Below are 19,820 nucleotides of genomic sequence, written 5' to 3' on the forward strand. Positions count from 1 at the left end.
ATGGATCAGTTTGTAATCAACCTGCTGTTTGTGGGCGCGTCCTTCGCGCTCTATATCGGCATCGCGATTTGGGCCCGTGCCGGGTCCACGTCGGAATTCTACGCCGCCGGACGCGGCGTTCACCCGGTCACCAACGGCATGGCGACAGCGGCGGACTGGATGTCTGCGGCTTCGTTCATTTCGATGGCAGGCCTTATTGCCTTTGTCGGCTATGACAACTCCTCCTTCCTGATGGGTTGGACGGGCGGCTATGTGCTGCTGGCGCTGCTGCTGGCCCCTTACCTGCGCAAGTTCGGCAAGTTCACGGTGTCCGAGTTCATCGGCGACCGCTTCTACAGCCCGACCGCGCGCCTTGTGGCGGTGGTCTGCTTGATCGTAGCCTCGACCACCTATGTGATCGGTCAGATGACCGGCGTGGGCGTGGCTTTTGGCCGCTTCCTGGAAGTGTCCAACACCGCGGGTCTGCTGATCGGTGCCTGTGTCGTCTTCGCCTATGCGGTGTTCGGCGGCATGAAAGGCGTGACCTATACGCAGGTGGCGCAATATGTCGTGCTGATCCTCGCCTATACCATCCCGGCGATCTTCATCTCGTTGCAACTGACCGGCAATCCCATTCCGGGCCTCGGCCTGTTTGGCGATCACGCCGCCTCCGGCGAGCCGCTTCTGGCCAAGCTGGACCAGATCGTGACCGACCTGGGCTTTGCCGAGTACACCGCGCATAACGCCGACACGCTGAACATGGTTCTGTTCACCCTGTCGCTGATGATCGGCACCGCGGGTCTGCCGCACGTGATCATGCGCTTCTTTACGGTGCCCAAAGTGTCTGACGCACGCTGGTCCGCCGGTTGGAGCCTCGTGTTCATCGCGCTGCTTTACCTGACGGCTCCTGCGGTCGGTGCGATGGCGCGCCTCAACATCACCGAAATGTTCTGGCCGAATGGTACGGAACAGGCGGCGGTGTCCGTGGAGACGATCGAAACCGATCCGCAATATGACTGGATGTTGACCTGGCAGAAAACCGGCCTTCTCGATTGGGAAGACAAGAACGGCGACGGCCTGATCCAGTACTATAACGATCAAAGCCCCGCGATGCAGGAAAAGGCTGAAGCCGCTGGTTGGACCGGTAACGAACTGACCAAGTTCAACCGCGACATCCTTGTGCTGGCCAACCCGGAAATCGCAAACCTGCCAAGCTGGGTCATCGGCCTTGTGGCGGCGGGCGGTCTTGCGGCGGCGCTGTCCACGGCGGCGGGTCTGCTGCTGGCGATCTCTTCGGCGGTTAGCCATGACCTGATCAAGGGCCAGCTCAACCCCGGCATTTCCGAAAAGGGAGAGCTTCTCTCCGCACGGATTGCCATGGCTGTGGCCATCGTGGTCGCGACCTATCTGGGTCTGAACCCGCCCGGCTTCGCGGCGCAGACGGTGGCGTTGGCCTTCGGTCTGGCGGCGGCGTCGATCTTCCCGGCACTGATGATGGGCATCTTCTCCAAGAAGGTGAACAACACCGGCGCGGTTGCGGGGATGTTGGCCGGTCTGATCGTGACGCTGCTGTATATCTTCATGCACAAGGGCTGGTTCTTCATCCCGGGCACGAACAGCTTCACTGACGCAGATCCGCTTCTGGGCACGGTCAAGTCGACCTCCTTCGGGGCGATTGGTGCGGCGATCAACTTTGCGGTGGCCTATACGGTCTCCAGCATGACGAAGCCGCTGCCGAAAGAGATCGTGGACCTCGTGGAAAGCGTGCGCATCCCGCGTGGTGCCGGCGCGGCCCAGGACGGCCACTAAACGATCCGGGAGCGCCCCAACGCGCGGGCGCTCCCTCCCCCCTTCCCACGTGTGATGTGCCATACGTGAACGACATGCCCGGTCCGGCATATTCTGTCTGGTAAAAGTGAAACCCTGAACCCAAGGTGTCACGCGATGCCCGAAGACCAGATCACCCCCATCGACCGTTTGGCCCAGCTTGCGCCCTTTGGCCGCCTGCCCGCCGAGGTTCTCAGCTTGCTTTCGGGCGAATTGCTGGAGAAATCCGCCGATGCGGATGAGGTGATCTTTACCGAAGGCGACGATCTTCCCGGCCTTTATGTCATCCTTGCGGGCAATGTCGAAATCCGCTCTGCCGAGGAGGCCGTGGTTTCCCATCGCGGGGCTGGCGATCTGATCGGCGACCGGGGTCTGCTGCGCGAAGGCATTGCGGTACTGACCGTGCGCGCGACCGAGCCGACGACAATGCTGGGCATTACCGCTGCCCGCTTTCACGAATTGATGCAGACGGTGCCGGACTTCGCGCTTTGGTTCGACAAGGCCCGCCCGTCGCAGACAAGCCCCGACAGCGATCCCGGTGGCTCTGGCCTGATGGCGGTGCATGTGGCCGACATGATGTCCCCCGATCCGATAACCTGCGCCCCGGAGACCACCGTTCAAGACGTCGCCCGGATGATGCGCGACCGTTCGATCAGTTCCGTTCTGGTGATGAAGGACGACTCGCTGGCGGGGATCGTCACGGTCCATGATCTGGTGAACAAAGTCCTTGCCGCAGGGCTTTTCGGCGATCTTGAGGTCGCCAGTGTGATGACCGACAGCCCGGTGACGATCCGCCCCGATGCGCTTGGCCTTGATGCGCTGATGATGATGGCGGAGCGTAAGATCAACCACTTGCCCGTTGCTGACCGGCGCGGCGCCCTGGTCGGAATGATCGGGCGTACGGATCTGATGCGACGTCAGGCGACAACGGCCAGCCATATGGCGTCCGAGCTGGTGGCCGCCTCCAGCGCGGCAGAGATGACCGGCGTGATGGCCCGCCTGCCCGATCTGCTGACCCATCTTACAAATGCCGGAACCCGCCCCGGCGCGATCTGCCGCCGGATCACCGATCTGACCGATGCCGCAACGCGCCGTCTTCTGGCCCTGGCAGAGGCGGAAATCGGCGCGCCGCCCGTGCCCTATCTTTGGGCCGCCTGCGGCAGTCAAGGCCGGCGCGAACAAACCGGCGTGTCAGATCAGGACAATTGCCTGATCCTTGACGATGCCGCCACACCCGAACACGACGCCTATTTCGCGCAGCTTGCGCAATTCGTGTCCGATGGTCTGAACGAGATCGGCTTTGTCTATTGCCCCGGCGACATGATGGCGACCAATCCCCGCTGGCGTCAGCCCATGCGCGTCTGGCGCGGCTATTTTGCGAACTGGATCGACCAACCGGACGAGATGGCGCAGATGCTGGCATCGGTGATGTTCGACCTGCGCCCCATTTCCGGCGCGGCGACACTGCTGGATGATTTGCAGCAGGACACGTTGGCGCGGGCGCAACGCAACACAATCTTCGTGCGGCAGATGATCGGCAATTCGCTGAAACACGCACCGCCGCTGGGGCTGTTCGGCGGAATATCCACCATCCGCCATGGCGACCACAAGAACACCGTCGATCTGAAACATGCCGGGGTCGTTCCCATCGTCGATCTGGCCCGCGTCTATGCCCTGCGCGGCGCGATAGCAGAGGTCGGCACCCACGAGCGGATCGTGGCGGCCGGCGCGGCCGGGGTCGTGTCTGCCACCGGCGCGCGCGACCTGCTGGATGCGTTCGACCTGATCGCGGAAACCCGGCTGCGCCATCAGGCCCGGCAGATCGCCAACGGCACGCTGCCTGACAATTTTCTCGCGCTGGCGGAACTCTCTGACCTTGAGAGGAACCACCTGCGTGATGCATTCCTTGTTGTGCGGACAATGCAATCCGCGCTGAGCATCTGAGGAGGGATCGCTCATGTTTTTCGAACTCATCGCCACGTTCGTCGCCGGTCTGGGCGGCGCTGGGCTGGTGCTTGCGCTCAATGCGATCACCGGCGGGCGATTGCCCAAGTGGTCGATGCCGGTGGCCGCGGGGCTTGCTATGCTGGCAATGACCATCGGATCGGAAATGACATGGGGCAGCCGGACTGCCGGCAACCTGCCGGAGGGTGTCAGCGTCGTCGAAGAGGTCACCGAAACCGCGTGGTGGCGGCCATGGACGTTCCTGTCGCCGCAGGTGGTCCGCCTGATCACCGTCGATGCGGGATCGGCGCAGACGAACCCGGCAGCCCCGGATATCCGGCTTGTCGACATGTATCTGTTTGCCCGCTGGCAACCGGCAGTGCGGATCGGGCAGCTTGTGCGCTGCGCCGGTGCGCCCGCACGCGCCGATGCCGATGCCGCCGCATTGAAAGACCCTGCCGCCGCCACATGGCACCCGGCCCCCCCGGCCCTCACCGCGCTTGTCTGCAAGGAGATACCGAATGCCTGATACGGACAAATCCATCCTGCTGGTGGAAGACGAGGACAACATCGCCCTCGCCCTCGAAGTCATCATCGGGCGACGCGGCTTTGACACGACACGGGTCGTCACCGGGCAAGAGGCGATCGACACGCTTGCCACCGACCGCCCTGACCTTGTCGTGCTGGATGTCATGCTGCCCGAACGATCCGGTTTCGAGGTCTGCCAGCATATCCGAGATACGGATCGGCTGAGCGGCGTGAAGGTGCTGATGATCTCGGCCACAGGCAGCGACATGACGCGGCGCAAGGGATTGGAACTGGGGGCGGATGCCTTTCTGACGAAGCCCTTCGACACGCGCGAATTGACCGACACGATCTGCGCGCTGTTGGCAGAACCCGAACCGCGCCATGCGTGAAAGGCTGGGGCTGCGACTGCGCTTTGCGCTGTTTTTCGCAGCGCTGGGACTTGGCGGCGCGGCGCTGACCGCGCTGGGGCTCTGGGTCGGCTGGTCGCGTATCGGCGGGCCGGTCGATGGCTATGTCATCGGGGGGCTGATTGGCGGGTTTGGCATCATAGGGCTGGCCGCATGGATCGGTCTTCTGTTCGATGAGAACGTGGCCAAGCCGATCCTCGCCCTTGCGGCCGATCTGCACACACGGGCGCAATCGGATGTGCAGGCGCAGATTGATGTTGCACCCGCGCGCTATCTTGGGGCCTTGGCCCCGGCGGCCCAAGCCATCCACACGGAACTTGAGGCCGCGCGGAAAAGTCAGGCGCAGGCCTTTGCCGACAAAACCGCACGGATGGCCCGAGACAAAGCCTTGCTTGAGGCACTGCTGCGCGATCTGTCGCATGGGGTCGTCGTGCTGTCGCCCTCGCGCCACATCCTGCTGTTCAACGCGGCAGCGGCGCAGATCTTGGGTAAGGTGGGCCTGAACCGCCCGGCGGGCAGTTTCCTGCGGATGGACCCGGTGGAGGATGCGATCCAACGGCGCGGCGCGGCCAAAGATGCCGATGCCGCACCGTTCCTGACCGTGACCGCGGATGGTGCGCGCATTCTGACGGGGGCGGTTTCCACCGTCATGGCGGGGGAAACACGGGTGGGCGACGTGGTGATGATCCACGATTCCACCGAAGCGCTGCGCACCCATGCCGAGATCGAAAGCCTGCTGCGCGACACCATCGAAGAAGCGCGCCGCCCCGCCATGGCGATGGGGGCGCTGCTTGACGTGATCGAGATGGACCCGGATTCCGCACCCGTGATGACCGGTGCGCTGCGCGAAGAGGCCGAAAGGCTTTCGGCGCATCTGGCGCGGGTCTCGACCCGGCGCGAGGCGCTCAATTCCGTACTTTGGCCGCTCAGCGATGTGGATGCGGGCGATATCATGGCTGCGGTCGCCGCGCGCCATCCCGGACTGACGGTCGAGGATTCGGATATGCGCCTGCATTGCGACGGCTTTGCGATCACGGCCATTCTGGACGCCGCCCTGCACCGGTTGGCGCAGACCCCCGAACGCGGCGACTTCACGCTGCGGGTTCGGGGGCGCGATGCCAGCAAGCGGTTCTGCCTTGGCTGGACCGGGCCCGGCCTGTCGCAGGGCGATCTGGAAAATTGGCTCGATGCGCCGATCTCGCCCGCTTATGGCCCCTACACCGCCCGCGACGCATTGGAGGCGCACCGCACCGACATGTGGGTCGGGCCGGGACAGGTGATCTTGCTGCCCATCCCGACCGGCACGGCAACGGCCCCCGGCGCCCCGACGCCGGATCGGGATTTCTACGATTTCGACCTGCCCGAAGGCGGCCGCGCTTTGGCGTGGCGCCCGCTTGGAGACCTTGCCTATGTGGTGTTTGACACAGAAACGACGGGGCTGGATACCGCGCGCGACGACGTGGTGCAGATCGCCGGGGTGCGCATGGTCGGACCGCGTATCCTGCAGGGCGAGGATTTCGATCAACTGGTCGATCCGGGCCGTCCGATCCCGCAAAGCTCCACCCAGATACACGGCATCACGCAAGAGATGGTCGCCGATGCGCCCCGGTTCGACACCGTGGCCGGAACCTTCAGCACCTATGCCGAGGACGCCGTGCTGGTCGCGCATAACGCCAAGTTCGACATGGCCTTTCTGAACCGGATCGGCGGGTTCGATCACCCTGTGCTGTGCACCGGGCAGCTTTCGGCAGCGCTGTTCGATCATACGGATGATCACACCCTTGATGCGCTGGCCGAACGGTTTGGGATCGAGATCGCTGAAGACATGCGCCACACCGCCCTTGGCGATGCGCTGGCGACGGCGGAAATCTTCAAGCGGATGCTGCCGATCCTCGCCGGTCGCGGCATCCGCACGCTGGAGGACGCGCTGCGCTTTCAGGGGCGTCTGGGGGGAAACGGGCGCGAAGCCGCCGGAGGACGGGCCTAAACCGCCGCGCCTGCGATCCGGCCCAACACCACGGCGCTGAGCAACCCGTTTCCGGACAAATATCCACTGTCGCCCGCGCCCGAGACACCGCAGGCCGCACCGCCCCCGGCAAACAGGTTCGGGATCGGCGTGCCATCCAACCCCAGCACCCGCGCGGTCTGATCGACCTCCAGCCCGCCTTGGGTGTGAAACAGTGCGCCGGTGACGCGCGCACCGCAGTAAGGCGAGGTCAGCGGCGGCGATCCGAAACGGCGGCCATATCCGTCGGTGCCGTCTTGCGGGATGTCGGCCAGGGTCTGGGCCAGCGCCTCTGCCGGCAGGTGCAACTGCGCGGCCAGATCTTCGATGCTGTCCGCTGTCTTGATCGCGCCTTGCGCCTCGGCCCGTTTGAAATCCTCAAACTGGCGGGCAATATCCGCGATGCGGCTATCGAAGATGGTGAACACCTCACCGCCCGGCTGGGCCAGCACCGCGCGCGCGGCTTCCGAATAGCCCTGCGCCTCGTTCCAGAAGCGCCGCCCGTCCCGGTTCACCTGCACGCCGCCTTCGGTAATGGTGGCCCATGTGATCAGTATGCCATGCGGATGCGCCACGTTGCCGTGCCCCTGAAACGCGCCCATGTGCCGTGTCTGCGCGCCGATCTGCGCGCCCCATTGCACCGCCTCGCCGCGATTGCCGTCATGGCCGAACCATAGCGCGTCCGCGATTTGGGGCATGTGCTGTGCAACCAGATCACGGTTTCCGCCAAACCCGTTGCAGGCAAGGATCAGCCGTGTGCAGCCGATCTGTTCCACCGCCCCGTCCGGACAGGCCAGCGCAACGCCGCAGACCTGCGACCGGTCTGGCGTGACATAAAGCTGCTCTGCCCGGCGTTCGCAAACGATGTCGATGCCTTCTGCCTCGCAAACCGCGCGCAAGGCGTCGATCAGTTCCGCGCCCGACCGGCTGGGCAGGCCATGCATCCGGCGGCGCGCATGGCCGGGATAGTCGAAATCGGTCACGACCGAAAAAGGCAGCCCGAACCGATCCGCCAGCCAGTCGATCACACCGCCCGCATTCCGCGCCAGCAGGTCCACCAAAGCCGGATCGTTCTGCCCCTGCGCCTTTGCCTGAATGTCGGCGGCGAACAATTCGGGCGTGTCCTCGATCCCGGCGGCGCGCTGCATCCGGGATCCGGCAGCGGGGATCAACCCCGCCGACAGCGCGGTCGACCCGGAGGGAACTGCATCGGCCTCGACGACCAGCACCTCGCGCCCGGATTCCCTGGCGGACAGCGCCGCGACAAGGCCGCAGGCCCCTGCCCCGATGATCAGGGTATCGATGTCCATGTCGAAATGCTCTGGCGGCGCGGTGACGCTATTTTTCCTTGCGGTCATAGCGCGCGCCCCGGTCCAGCATATCTTGCGTTCCGATCACCGAATTGAGCCCGGCAAAGTCGAACATCCGATCCGCGAAGGGCTTGTTGGAGCCATTCTCCGCGAGGCTTTGGTAATAATCCTGCGCTGTTCGCGCCAAGGCCCGCACAATGCCGCCGGGAAAGATCACGACGGAAAAGCCCAAATGCTCCAGATCGCCCGCGCCGGTGATCGGCGTTGCGCCCCCTTCGACCATATTGGCCAGAAGCGGAACGCGGCCCGCAAAGGTCTTTGCCACATCCTCAAGCTGCGCACGGTCCTGCGGCGCCTCGACGAACAGCACATCGGCCCCCGCTTCCAGATAGGCCCCCGCCCGGTCAATCGCGGCGGTGAACCCTTCGACGGCGATGGCGTCGGTCCGGGCGACGATCAGCGTTTCGTCACTGGCGCGCGCATCGGCCATCGCACTGATCTTGCCGACCATTTCGGTCGCCGGGATCAGGGACTTGTCCGCCAGATGGCCGCAGCGCTTGGGATAGGTCTGGTCCTCTATCTGAAGGGCGGATGCGCCGGCGCGTTCATATTGGCGCATTGTGCGCTGCGCGTTCAGCGCGTTGCCAAAGCCGGTATCGGCGTCGATGATGACTGGCAGCGCTGTGCGATCCGCGATCAGGGCCATCGTGTCGGCCATTTCCGACGCCGTGGTCAGCCCGATATCGGGACGGCCCAGCCGGGTATAGGCCACGGCGGCCCCGCTGAGATACAGCGCCTCGAAGCCTGCAGCCTCGGCCAGTGAGGCGGTCAACCCGTCATAGACGCCGGGCGCGACGACGATCTTATCGCCTTGCAATCGTGTTTTCAGGCTCATGCCGTTCCCTCAAGCCAGGCCAGCGTTTCGGCGCATGTCCGTTGCTGCGTTACCGTGCCAAGCGACAGGATCGTGGCATCATGCACATCGGCACGGAACGCGGCGCAGCCATCTGTCAGCATGACGGTCTCGATATTGCGCAGATGCGCGTCGCGCAAGGTCGAGGCGACACCGCCATTGGTGACGATCCCGCCGACGATCAGATGGTCAATGCCCACTGCACGCATCAGGTATTCAAGCCGGGTCTGATAGAAGGCGGAATAGGCGACCTTTTCCACCACGAAATCAGCCGGTTGCAGGATATCGACCAGAGTATGCCCGAACCCGCCCGGCGCGAAGTCGCCCTTGGTCAGAAAGGGGCGCAGCTGTTTCAGATGCGGCGCGATCAGCGGGGTGCCGTCCTTGTCGGGCACCAGCGTGAACTGGGCTGAGAAATAGCGTCCCCCCTTCGCCTGCAAGGCCCGCGCGATGGGTGCAATGCGCGCCGGCAGCGCCGCGATGCTGTCGGCCGATTGCCCGGCGCGGCCATATGCGCCGTCGGGGTGCAGGAAGTCGTTCTGCAGATCTATGGTCAGCAGCGCAGTGCGCGCCGGATCCCATGTGGCTGGATCGCTCATGTCGCCTCCTCCAAAGGTTCGATGATAGTGTTGCCGTAGCGGTCGACACGGCCTTGCAGATGCGGTTCGATCAACACGGTTGTATCGGGCTGCGTCAGGATCGCCGGGCCCTTGATCACCGTGCCCACGGGCAACGACAACCTGTCATAGATCGCAGTTTCAAACCACTGGTCGGCGAAATGCACCTGCCGTGTGGAGATCGGCGCAACCTTGGTGTCGCCTTGTGGGGCCAGTGTCGCAAGATCGAATTTGGGCCGCTTGCCTGTCACCGCGCTGCGCAGGTTCAAAAGCCGGCGCACGCCGCCCGGCAGCAGCCTGCCGAATGTCGCCTCATAGGCGGTATCGAACGCCGCTTCGATGTCCGCACGGGTCGGCTGCGCGACCTGTCCATCGGTGACCGTAACGCCAAGCGGGACAGACACCGTATGCGTCTGCCCGACATAGGCCATGTCGAGTTCGAATTGCAGCTCGCGCGCGTCGAACCGTGTCCGCGCCGCGTCCAGAAGGGCCATGCCCTGATCCGCATGAGACTGCATGAACCCCGCCAGCGCGGCCTCATCCAGTTGATCCACCAGCACATTGATCGTTTGCACGAAATCCTGCCGCATATCGGCAATCACGCAGCCCATGGCCGAGGTCACACCGGGGTAACGCGGGATGATCGCGCGAGCGATACCGGTTTCGGCCAGCATGGCCCCGGTATGCAGCGCACCGCCGCCCCCGAACGGCATGAAGGCGAAGTTCTTGGGATCGAAGCCGCGCTCGATACTCACCAGCCGGATCGCCCCGGCCATGCGCGAATTGGCGACACGCAGGATGGCTTCTGCGGCCTCCACCGTGCCAAGGCCAAGCGGCGCACCGATATGGGTGTCGATCGCGCGCGCGGCCGCGTCCACGTCCAACCGATCCAGCTTGCCGCCAATCGGGTTGTCGGCATCGATCCGGCCCAGCACGATATTCGCATCCGTCACCGTTGGCCGATCATTGCCCAGACCATAGGCCACAGGGCCGGGATTGCTGCCCGCGCTTTCCGGGCCGATATTCAGCAAGCCGCCCTTGTCGACCCACGCGATGGAACCGCCACCGGCACCGATTGTCGTGATCTCGATCATCGGGGTGCGCACGACCATCCCGAAATCGATGGAGGTCTGCGGCGACAGCATCGACTGCCCTTCGGAGATCAGCGAAACATCGAAACTGGTACCCCCCATATCGCCGGTGATGACATTGTCGAACCCTGCCGAGCCCGCGATATAGCCCGCCGCGATCACGCCTGCCGCCGGGCCGGACAGCGCGGTGCGCACCGGAAGTCGGCAGGCCGTGTCCACCGCCATCACGCCGCCATTGGACTGCACGATCATGAACTCGCCGTCGAAGCCGCCATTGCGCAGCGCGGTTTCCAGCCGCCCCAGATAGCCGGACACTTCAGGCTGGAGATAGGCGTTGAGCGCCGTGGTCGAGAAACGTTCGAATTCGCGAATTTCCGGCAGGATTTCGGAAGAGGCGGAGACATGTTCATTCGGCCAGATTTCCCGCAGGGCAGCGACCGCTGCGGCCTCGTTTTCCGGGTTCGCATAGGCGTTGGCGAAAAGGACGGCGACCGCTGCACAGCCCTGATCCAGAAGCTGCCGCGCCGCAGCGCGCACGGCGTCCAGATCGACCTGCGTGCGGATCGTGCCATCGGCCAGCGTGCGTTCGGGCACCTCCAGCCGGTCGCGGCGATCTGCCACCGGCTCAAAGTCGCCGCGCAGCCCCCATGTCCGGGGCCGGTCGCGGCGGCGCATTTCAAGCACGTCGCGCAGGCCTTGAGTACAGATCACGCCGGTTTTCGCGCCCTTGCGTTCCAGTAGCGCATTGGTGCCGGCGGTGGTGCCATGCACCACGACCGAGATTTCCGACATGTCCGCGACCTCGCGCCCGATCCCGTCCAGGAAGCCGCCCGATTGGTCCGGCCGCGTAGTTGGCACTTTCGCGACAGAGGCCGTCCCATCCGCTTCGTTCAGAACAAAGACATCCGTGAAAGTGCCGCCAACGTCCACTCCGATCATGCGATTGCTCATTGCGCGATCTCCCGCCATGCTGGCCCGTATGTTGAATCTGCGATCTCGGCGCTCACGACACCGCGTGCGACATCGCGGGCCACGGCTTCTGGCGCGCGCCCTTGCGCCGGGCCGTAGCCGCCCCCGCCCGGCGTTTCGAGCCGCACCGCCTGCCCCTGCGCCAGTTCGATCCCGCGCATCTTGGAGGCGAGCGGCGGCGTGTGCCAACCATCCGCCTGTTCATAAGAAAACGTGTTGAGCGCGGCATCCCCTCCCTCTGCAATCCCCTTTGGCGCAAATCGTCCCCGTTCCCCGAACAAGAAGGCCTCTGCACCGTTTTCTTCAAGGACTTCAATTTCATAGATCGCGCCAAGCCCGCCGCGATGCGTGCCGCTTCCGGCGCTGTCGGGGCGCAGCGCCCATTGCCGGAACATCACCGGATAGGCGGCTTCCAGGATCTCCATCGGGGGGATGGTCGCGGTCGAAATCGGCGCGTTGCCATGGTTCAGACCGTCACACTCAATGGATGCGCCATGGCCACCGCCATAGAAGCTGAACATCACCCAAGGCTGGCCGTTGCTGCGCTTGCCCGCGATAGAAAGCGCGTTGATCGTGCCATATGCGTTGGCCACCACGCGGTCGGGCACGGCCTGCGCGAAGGCTGAAAAGATCACGTCGATCATCCGCAAAATCGTTTCGGTGTAGCCGCCCGTAGGCGCGGGGAACGCGGCTGACAGCAGGCTGCCTTCGGGCACGATCACCTCGATCGGACGCATCACGCCTGCATTGGCGGGCAAGCTGGGAAAGACATGCTTGATCGCCACATAGGCTGTTGCCACCGTGGTCGGCAGGGCGATGTTGACGGGACCGGCGCATTGCGGCGCGGAGCCCGTGAAATCAAGCGTGATCGCATCGCCCTGAATTTCGAGAGCCAGATTGATCTTGAGCGGCGCATCGGTGATCCCGTCATTGTCGAGGAAATCATGCGCCTCCCACCGGCCATTGGGCAGGGCTTCGACCTCTGACCGCATCAGTGCTTCGGCCCGGTGTCCCAGCGCCTCAAGCGCGGCGGCAACAGTATCCGCACCGTAATCGTCCAGCAATTCGTCCATCCGCTTCACGCCCAGATCAAGCGCACCAAGCTGGCCGTTCAAATCGCCCATCGCCGATTGCGGCAGGCGCGTGTTGCGCATCAGAATGTCGATAATATCCTGATTTATGTGGCCTTTCCGCGCCAGCTTGACCGGCGGCAGGTTGAACGCCTCTTGGAACACATCCGTGGCGGCGGGATTGTAGTTGCCCGGCACCGCGCCGCCCACGTCATGCCAGTGCCCCACCGACGCGAGATAGCAGAACAAGGCGCCATCGCGGAAATACGGCCGTACCAGGCGCATATCCGACAGGTGCGTGCCGCCGATATGCGCGTCATTGAAGATGTAGATATCGCCATCCTCAAGATCGCCATCCTTGGCCGCTTTTTCGATCACGGCCTTCACCGCAAAGGACATCACGCCGACAAAGATCGGCAGACCGGACTTGCCCTGCACCAAGGTATCGCCGGTCGCAGCGTGATAAAGGCCATGGCTGGCATCATGCGCCTCGGCGATGATCGGGTTGAACGCCGCACGGAACAGCGTGGCGTCCATTTCATCTGCGATTTGCTCCATGCGCCCTGCCAAGACGGACAGGGTGATCGGGTCGATATCGCTCATACTGCGCCCTCTGCTGTGGTCATCCGTGTTTCTGCCATGTCGTTCCAGACGTCCTGTTTGGTGATTTTGCCATCGGTGATTTCGAAACGGTCGATGAAGCGGATACCTGCGAAAGCGCTGCCATCATGGTATTCGCCCTGAAGCGTGCCCCGGCAATAGACCACTGCCGCATCGCCTGCGCCCTGCATCGCGTCGAACCCCTCATAGGTCTTGGTCACGAATTTGTAGCGCGGCTTGGACCAGTCGATCAGCTCTTCCAGCGTGGTCATCGGGGCGGTCGCCGGGAACACCATGCGAAACCCTTCCCCCAGCATCCCACGCGCCTGATCGAGGTCCCGCGCTTCCATCGCTGCCAAAAATTTGCGCACAATCTCAGCCGGGTCCGGGCGCGCGGCCGCAGGCTGCCGCATAAGACCGCCCCTGTAGTAATCTTGTGCGGGCATGTCGTGGATCATCACGGTCACAAGCTCTGGCGCCGCCGGGACAACGAATCGCACCGCGCGCGTCACGGCATCCGCAAGCCGTTGTTTTTCATCCGGTTTATAGCCTTCCAGCACATGCAACTCGACAATGGGCATCCTGCGCTCTCCCTGCTGATTGGTATTATCTGTAATACAACTTTTGTATTTTTGAAGGTCATTTTTTGCGAAGTTACGAAATACTAAGGCTTGCTTTTGAAAAGCACATATTTACGGTTGGCCGAAATCAACGGGAGAATCACAGGTGCGGGCTGACGCTGTCACGAACTTGCCGGAAGGCGCCAAGGCGCAGCGCGTTTACCTGTCTTTGCGCGATCAGATTTCTGACGGGCGCCTGCGCGATGGCGAGGTCTTGCCGGGTGAGCAGAAGCTGGCGCAAACCTTTGGCGTTTCCCGCGTGACAGTGCGACGGGCGCTGGACGCGCTGTCGCAGGGCGGTCTGGTTGAACGGCGCGCGGGCAGCGGCACGCGTGTATGCGGTGTGAAGCAAAGCGGTCGCCGCGCGGCGATGGATTTCAACACGCTGATGCCGCAACTGGTGGAAATGGGCCAGAAGACGACGGCGCGGCTGCTATCCTTCGCCTATGACACCACCCCGGATTTCGTGGCCGATGCGATGGGCGTCAACACGGGCGAGACGATGCAGATCGCGACCCGCGTCCGGCTCGTGGATGATGTGCCGTTCTCGCACCTGACGACTTATGTCCCGGCGGAGATCGCGCGCAACTACTCCGAAAACGATCTGGCGACGACGCCCCTGTTCAAGCTGCTTGAACGCAGCGGCGTGCGGATCAGCCAAGCGCATCAAACGGTCAGCGCGACTTTGGCCGGCCCGGATGTGGCAGATGCGCTGGATGTTGCGGTCGGCTCTGCCCTGTTGTCGCTGCGCCGGGTGGTGCGCGACATCGACGGGAACGCGGTCGAATACCTTTCGGCGCTCTATCGCCCCGACATGTTCCGCCTTGAGATGCCCTTGGCACGGGTCGGCAGCGGCAACACCCGACACTGGGAACCAGCGATCGGAGAGTTGGGGGAAACATCATGACAGCCGCGCCCCGGACCCTGCTGGACAAGCTCTGGGCGGCGCATGAAATCCTGCGGCGCGAGGACGGGGTGTCGCTACTATGGGTGGATCGGCATCTGGTCCACGAAGGCTCGCACCACGCATTTGCCAAGCTCGCCGCGCGCGGATTGCCCGTGGCAGAGCCGGACCTGACCTTTGCTGTGGTCGACCATTACGCACCGACACGGGCGCGCGCACAGACCGCGGACCCGCAGGTGCGGCGCATGATCGAAACGCTGCGCCGCAACGCGCAGGACCATGGGCTACGCCTGTTTGACCTGATGGACCCCGGCCAAGGCATCGTGCATGTGATCGCCCCCGAACAAGGGCTGACATTGCCCGGCCTGCTGATCAATTGCGGTGACAGCCATACCTCGACACATGGGGCCTTCGGGGCGCTGGGTTTCGGCATCGGCGCGACGGAAGTGGCGCATGTTCTGGCCACGCAGACCGTCTGGCAGCGCAAACCCAAGGCGATGCGGATCACGGTCGAGGGCACGCTTGGCCCCAGCGTGACGGCCAAGGATATGGCGCTGCATTGGATTTCACAGCTTGGCACCGGTGGCGCGCAGGGCCACGCGGTCGAATATGCGGGCAGCGCCGTGCGCGGCCTGTCGATGGAAGGACGCATGACGCTGTGCAATCTGTCGATCGAAGGCGGCGCGCGGTTTGGCATGGTCGCCCCGGATGGGGTCACCTTCGACTATCTGGCGGGCCGTGCCCATGCCCCAAGCGGCGATGCTTGGGACCGCGCTTGCGAAGATTGGGCGAAACTCGCCAGTGATCCGCAAGCCAGCTTCGACAACGAAGTGGTTATCGACGCCGCTCAGATCGCACCTACTGTAACATGGGGCACCAGCCCAGATCAGGCGTTGCCTGTCTCCGCGCAGATCCCCGATCCGGGCCGCATCGACCCGGCCAAGGCAGATGCGGCGCGCGCCGCGCTCGACTACATGGGATTGAAGCCGGGGCAAGCGCTGCAAGGCACGCCCATCGATCAGGTCTTCATCGGCTCTTGCACCAATGGCCGGATCGAAGATTTGCGGGCTGCGGCGGCGGTTCTGGCCGGACGAAAGGCGCAGGTTCCGGGCATGGTTTCGCCCGGATCGGCGCAGGTCAAGTCACAGGCCGAGGCCGAAGGGCTGGACCGCATCTTTACCGAAGCGGGCCTGGACTGGGTCGAATCCGGCTGTTCGATGTGCGTTGGCATGAACGGCGATCTGGTCGCGCGGGACAAGCGCTGCGCCTCCTCCACCAACCGGAATTTCCGGGGCCGTCAGGGGCCGGGCGCGCGCACGCATTTGATGTCGCCCGCGATGGTCGCGGCAGCAGCGGTCACGGGCACGATCACCGATGTGCGCCCCTTGCTCAGCGGACGGCACCCTTGATGGCGGGCTGGACGGTTCATACCGGCACGGCGGTCGCGCTGCCCTTGGCCAATGTGGACACGGATCAGTTGATCCCTGCCCGGTTCATGTCAGCGCCCCGGTCCGAAGGCTATGGCAGCTTCCTGCTGCATGACACGCGCCGCGACGAAGATGGCGCATTGCGGCCCGACTTCCCGCTCAACCGCCACCCAGAGGCCAACATCATGATCACGCGCGAAAATTTCGGCAGTGGATCATCGCGTGAGGCCGCGGTTTATGCCTTGATCGATGCCGGGTTCCGCGCCGTGATCGCGCCCGCCTTCGGCGATATTTTCGCGTCCAATGCCGTGAATAACGGGTTGCTGCCTGCCCGATTGACGCCGGAAGCCTGCGCACAGATCGAACAGATGCTGGGCGACGGCACGGCGCAGGCCCGGATCGACCTTGACCAAAGCACGTTGACCATCGGCGCGCAGGATTTCGCCTTCGATCTGGATGCAAGCTGGCGCATCAAGCTGATCAACGGCTGGGACGATATCGACCTGACGCGCCAACACGCCGCACAGATCGCGCAATTTCGGAACAACCGCAGTCAAGCTGCCCCTTGGGCCTGGCCCGGGGAGGTGGATTGAACCTTGCTGCCCAAGGCAGCGCAATCAGCCCGGAAGAGGGCAAAACCAAAACGGGGCGATCACCTGAAACAGCCCCTCATCACGGAGGATGAAACCTATGAAGATGACTAAGCTGGGACACCTGATCGCGGGGGCGACGCTGATCGGCAGCGCCGCGACGGCCGAAGAAACGATTTCGGCAGTACACGCCTTTCCCGAAACGCTGATTTACACGCAAAGCTTCCTGAGCTTCGTGGACAAGGTGAACGAGGCCGGCAAGGGCGTGGTTCAGATCGATGTGCGCGGCGGGCCGGAAGCCATCGGCATGTTCCAACAGCCCGATGCGGTGCGCGACGGGATCGTGGACATGGTCTATACCCCCGGATCGTTCTATGGCGGCGCGCTTCCTGAAAAGGACGCGATGGTGGCCTCGAACCTCACGGCGGTCGAAACGCGCGAGAATGGCGGCATCGCCCTAATCGATGAAATCCATCAGGAAAAGATGGGCCTGAAATACCTGGGCTGGTTCGATAGCGGTGTGTGCTACAACCTGTGGACCCGCGAAGAGCCCACATTTGACGCTGATGGCAATCTGGAAGTCGAAGGGCTGAAGCTGCGCGGCAACAACGTCTACAACGCATTCTTCACCAACTATCTGGGCGCGCAGGTGATCGACCTGCCCACGGGCGAGGTCTATTCCGCCCTGCAACGCGGCGTGGTGGATGCGACGGGCTGGACGCAGATCGGCCTGATCGACCTGAAGTGGAACGAGTTCCTCAACTACCGGATCGAGCCGTGCTTCTTCTCCACCGATCTGGGCGTGATCGTGAATCTCGAAAAGTGGGACTCGCTGTCGGATGAGGCCAAGAAAATCGTGCAGGATGTCGCCATCCAGCATGAGAAAGACAGCGTAGACGCCCTGCGCACCAAGCGGGACGAGGATTTCGCGGCGCTGGAAGAGGCCGGGATGAAGGTTGTCAGCCTCGAAGGTGAGGCAAAGGCCAACTACCTTGCCGCTGCCCGCGAAAAGACGTGGGAGCGGATGAAAGAGGTCATGTCCGGTCAACCCGGCGGCACCGACAATTACGACCGCCTGATCGAACTGTTCTACGATCTCGACGCGGCAAACTAAGCCACGCGCGGCCCGCCCCCTGCATGTGGGGCGGGCCATACCGACACCCCCCGACCGCGGAGGCCGCGCATGCTGGCCAAGTTTTACAAGTTCATGCTGAACGGCATGGCAATCCTGTCCGGCCTGATGCTGGTCTGGCTGCTGATTTCGGTCACGACCTCTGTCGTGATGCGCAATCTGGGCCTGCAACCTTTTGCATGGCTCTTCACCTCTGCCGAATACGGCCTGTTGTATATGACCATGCTGGGCGCCCCGTGGCTGGTGCGTGAAAAGGGGCATGTCCATATCGAGCTGATCACCGCTGCCCTGCCCGAGACACCGCGCCGCCTGCTCAGCCGGGCTGTGGCGGTTGCCTGCGTGTTGGTGTGCGCCGTGCTGGCGTGGAAAGGGGCAGAACTGGTTCTGACCAATATCGAACGCGGCGATTTCGACACCCGCGCCTATTATTTCCCGCGCTGGCTGTTGACGATCACCTTCCCGCTCAGCTTCGGCTTCATGGCGGTGGAATTCTCGCGCTTTGCCTTCGGGACAGAGCTGATGCATAGCGGCGAAGCAGGGATACACGAATAATGGAATGGTTCGAAGCACTTGGCCTGCTGGTCGGTACGATCATGGTCCTGATGGCCGTGGGGATGCCGGTGGCGCTGGCGTTCCTTGCGGCCAATATCATCGGCGCCTGGGTCTTCATGGGCGGCGAGCGCGGCGTGACGCAACTGCTGAACAACGGGCTGGGGTCGCTGACGAAATACGCGCTGATGCCGATCCCGCTTTTCCTGCTGATGGGCGAGATTTTCTTTCACACCGGGCTGGGCGGGCGCATGTTCAGCGCCATCGACAAACTGCTGGGGCGGCTGCCGGGGCGGCTCAGCTATGTCACCGTTCTGGGCGGCACCGCCTTTTCGACGTTGTCGGGGTCTTCCATGGGCTCCACCGCGCTGCTGGGGTCCCTGATGGTGCCCGAGATGAGCCGCCGCGGCTACAAATCCCATATGAGCATCGGCCCGATCCTTGGCACTGGCGGGCTGGCGATCATCATCCCGCCCTCGGCGCTGGCGGTGCTGCTGGCAACATTGGCGCAGATCGATGTGGCCGCTCTGCTGATCGCGGGGGTGATCCCCGGTTTGATCCTCGCGGGGCTTTATATCGGGACGATCTGGCTTCAGACCCGGATCGACCCGTCTGCCGCCCCGGCCTATGACGTGGAGCCGCTGTCTTTCGGGCGCAAGCTGGCGCTGCTGCTGACAGAGGTGATCCCGATGGTCAGCGTGATGGCGATCATTATCGTTCTGATGATCCAAGGCTTTGTGACCCCATCGGAAGCCGCCGCCTTCGGCGCGCTGGGGGTGCTGATCCTTGCGGCGCTGTTTCGGTGCCTCACATGGGAGGCGATGAAGAAATCGGTGATCGGCGCGATGCGCGTGACCTTGATGGCCTATCTTATCGTGTTCGGATCGGCGACGTTCAGCCAGCTTCTGGCCTTTTCGGGGGCCTCGCGCGGGTTGGTGAACTGGGCGACCAGTTTTGACCTTGCCCCGCTGGCGATGCTGCTGGTGATGTTCGCCGTCTTGCTGCTGCTGGGCATGTTTATGGAACAGATTTCAATCATGCTGCTCACGGTGCCGATCTTCTTCCCGCTGGCGCAAAGCCTTGGGTTCGATCCGATCTGGTTCGCGCTGATCATGCTGCTGTCGCTTGAGATCAGTTTCACCACGCCACCATTCGGGCTGTTGCTTTTCGTGATGAAGGGCGTGGCCCCGGCGGGCACCACCATGCGCGAGATTTACACCTCGGCCTTTCCGTTCATCTTCTGCTCTCTCTTCATCGTGGCGCTGCTGATCGCGTTTCCGTCCCTGGCCCTGTGGCTGCCATCGCTTTGACGGCCCCAGCGGAAAGGTAAAAAGCGGG

Annotated in this window: 17 protein-coding genes; 11 read left to right on the forward strand and 6 right to left on the reverse strand. The window is 63.5% G+C overall.

The window, feature by feature from the left end; genetic code table 11:
• From E4Z66_RS13675 to E4Z66_RS13695, 5 genes are all read left to right on the forward strand, one after another.
• On the forward strand, window positions 1–1,788 hold the full coding sequence (locus E4Z66_RS13675) for a sodium:solute symporter family protein (RefSeq protein ID WP_136463574.1): 1,788 nt from the start codon (window positions 1–3) through the stop codon (window positions 1,786–1,788).
• Between the two features lie 135 nt (window positions 1,789–1,923).
• Complete coding sequence (locus E4Z66_RS13680; protein ID WP_136463575.1) at window positions 1,924–3,750, forward strand: DUF294 nucleotidyltransferase-like domain-containing protein; 1,827 nt, start codon at window positions 1,924–1,926, stop codon at window positions 3,748–3,750.
• Between the two features lie 13 nt (window positions 3,751–3,763).
• Window positions 3,764–4,279 (forward strand): hypothetical protein, encoded by a 516-nt coding sequence (locus tag E4Z66_RS13685; protein ID WP_136463576.1) that lies wholly within the window; start codon window positions 3,764–3,766, stop codon window positions 4,277–4,279.
• Window positions 4,272–4,667, forward strand: a complete 396-nt coding sequence (locus E4Z66_RS13690; RefSeq protein ID WP_136463577.1) for a response regulator transcription factor — start codon at window positions 4,272–4,274, stop codon at window positions 4,665–4,667. Before E4Z66_RS13685 ends, E4Z66_RS13690 begins: the two co-directional genes overlap by 8 nt.
• Window positions 4,660–6,672, forward strand: coding sequence for a 3'-5' exonuclease (locus E4Z66_RS13695; protein ID WP_136463578.1), 2,013 nt, complete (start codon window positions 4,660–4,662; stop codon window positions 6,670–6,672). Before E4Z66_RS13690 ends, E4Z66_RS13695 begins: the two co-directional genes overlap by 8 nt.
• On the opposite strand, the gene E4Z66_RS13700 is transcribed toward E4Z66_RS13695, so the two are convergent.
• From E4Z66_RS13700 to E4Z66_RS13725, 6 genes are read right to left on the reverse strand one after another with little or no spacing between them, the layout of a single operon-like run.
• Window positions 6,669–8,048 carry an FAD-dependent oxidoreductase gene (locus E4Z66_RS13700; RefSeq protein ID WP_136463579.1) on the reverse strand — a complete coding sequence of 460 codons (1,380 nt, stop codon included), beginning with the start codon at window positions 8,046–8,048 and terminating at the stop codon, window positions 6,669–6,671. The genes E4Z66_RS13695 and E4Z66_RS13700 overlap by 4 nt on opposite strands.
• Window positions 8,029–8,895: an isocitrate lyase/PEP mutase family protein gene (locus E4Z66_RS13705; protein ID WP_136463580.1), complete on the reverse strand. Its 867-nt coding sequence runs from the start codon at window positions 8,893–8,895 to the stop codon at window positions 8,029–8,031. Before E4Z66_RS13705 ends, E4Z66_RS13700 begins: the two co-directional genes overlap by 20 nt.
• Entirely contained in the window at window positions 8,892–9,512 is a 621-nt protein-coding gene (locus E4Z66_RS13710; protein WP_136463581.1) for a cysteine hydrolase family protein, read from the reverse strand. The genes E4Z66_RS13705 and E4Z66_RS13710 overlap by 4 nt, the downstream gene beginning before the upstream one ends.
• Window positions 9,509–11,560 (reverse strand): hydantoinase/oxoprolinase family protein, encoded by a 2,052-nt coding sequence (locus E4Z66_RS13715; protein WP_425456143.1) that lies wholly within the window; start codon window positions 11,558–11,560, stop codon window positions 9,509–9,511. The genes E4Z66_RS13710 and E4Z66_RS13715 overlap by 4 nt, the downstream gene beginning before the upstream one ends.
• 8 nt (window positions 11,561–11,568) lie before the next feature.
• Entirely contained in the window at window positions 11,569–13,263 is a 1,695-nt protein-coding gene (locus tag E4Z66_RS13720; protein WP_136463583.1) for a hydantoinase B/oxoprolinase family protein, read from the reverse strand.
• Window positions 13,260–13,841: a nuclear transport factor 2 family protein gene (locus E4Z66_RS13725; RefSeq protein ID WP_136463584.1), complete on the reverse strand. Its 582-nt coding sequence runs from the start codon at window positions 13,839–13,841 to the stop codon at window positions 13,260–13,262. Before E4Z66_RS13725 ends, E4Z66_RS13720 begins: the two co-directional genes overlap by 4 nt.
• A 145-nt stretch (window positions 13,842–13,986) precedes the next feature.
• Here E4Z66_RS13725 and E4Z66_RS13730 point away from each other — a divergent pair, with 145 nt between their 5' ends.
• The 6 genes from E4Z66_RS13730 (at window position 13,987) to E4Z66_RS13755 (ending at window position 19,792) form a co-directional block, all read left to right on the forward strand.
• Entirely contained in the window at window positions 13,987–14,787 is an 801-nt protein-coding gene (locus E4Z66_RS13730; RefSeq protein WP_136463585.1) for a GntR family transcriptional regulator, read from the forward strand.
• Window positions 14,784–16,193, forward strand: coding sequence for a 3-isopropylmalate dehydratase large subunit (leuC, locus tag E4Z66_RS13735; protein WP_136463586.1), 1,410 nt, complete (start codon window positions 14,784–14,786; stop codon window positions 16,191–16,193). Before E4Z66_RS13730 ends, leuC begins: the two co-directional genes overlap by 4 nt.
• Complete coding sequence (gene leuD / locus E4Z66_RS13740) at window positions 16,193–16,804, forward strand: 3-isopropylmalate dehydratase small subunit (RefSeq protein WP_136463587.1); 612 nt, start codon at window positions 16,193–16,195, stop codon at window positions 16,802–16,804. The genes leuC and leuD overlap by 1 nt, the downstream gene beginning before the upstream one ends.
• Before the next feature lie 97 nt (window positions 16,805–16,901).
• On the forward strand, window positions 16,902–17,915 hold the full coding sequence (gene dctP, locus E4Z66_RS13745; RefSeq protein WP_136463588.1) for a TRAP transporter substrate-binding protein DctP: 1,014 nt from the start codon (window positions 16,902–16,904) through the stop codon (window positions 17,913–17,915).
• A gap of 69 nt (window positions 17,916–17,984) precedes the next feature.
• Window positions 17,985–18,485 carry a TRAP transporter small permease gene (locus tag E4Z66_RS13750; RefSeq protein ID WP_136463589.1) on the forward strand — a complete coding sequence of 167 codons (501 nt, stop codon included), beginning with the start codon at window positions 17,985–17,987 and terminating at the stop codon, window positions 18,483–18,485.
• Complete coding sequence (locus E4Z66_RS13755; protein WP_136463590.1) at window positions 18,485–19,792, forward strand: TRAP transporter large permease; 1,308 nt, start codon at window positions 18,485–18,487, stop codon at window positions 19,790–19,792. The genes E4Z66_RS13750 and E4Z66_RS13755 overlap by 1 nt, the downstream gene beginning before the upstream one ends.
• Window positions 19,793–19,820: the final 28 nt, after the last annotated feature.

It is taken from the genome of Aliishimia ponticola (assembly GCF_004803475.1).
GTDB lineage: Bacteria > Pseudomonadota > Alphaproteobacteria > Rhodobacterales > Rhodobacteraceae > Aliishimia > Aliishimia ponticola.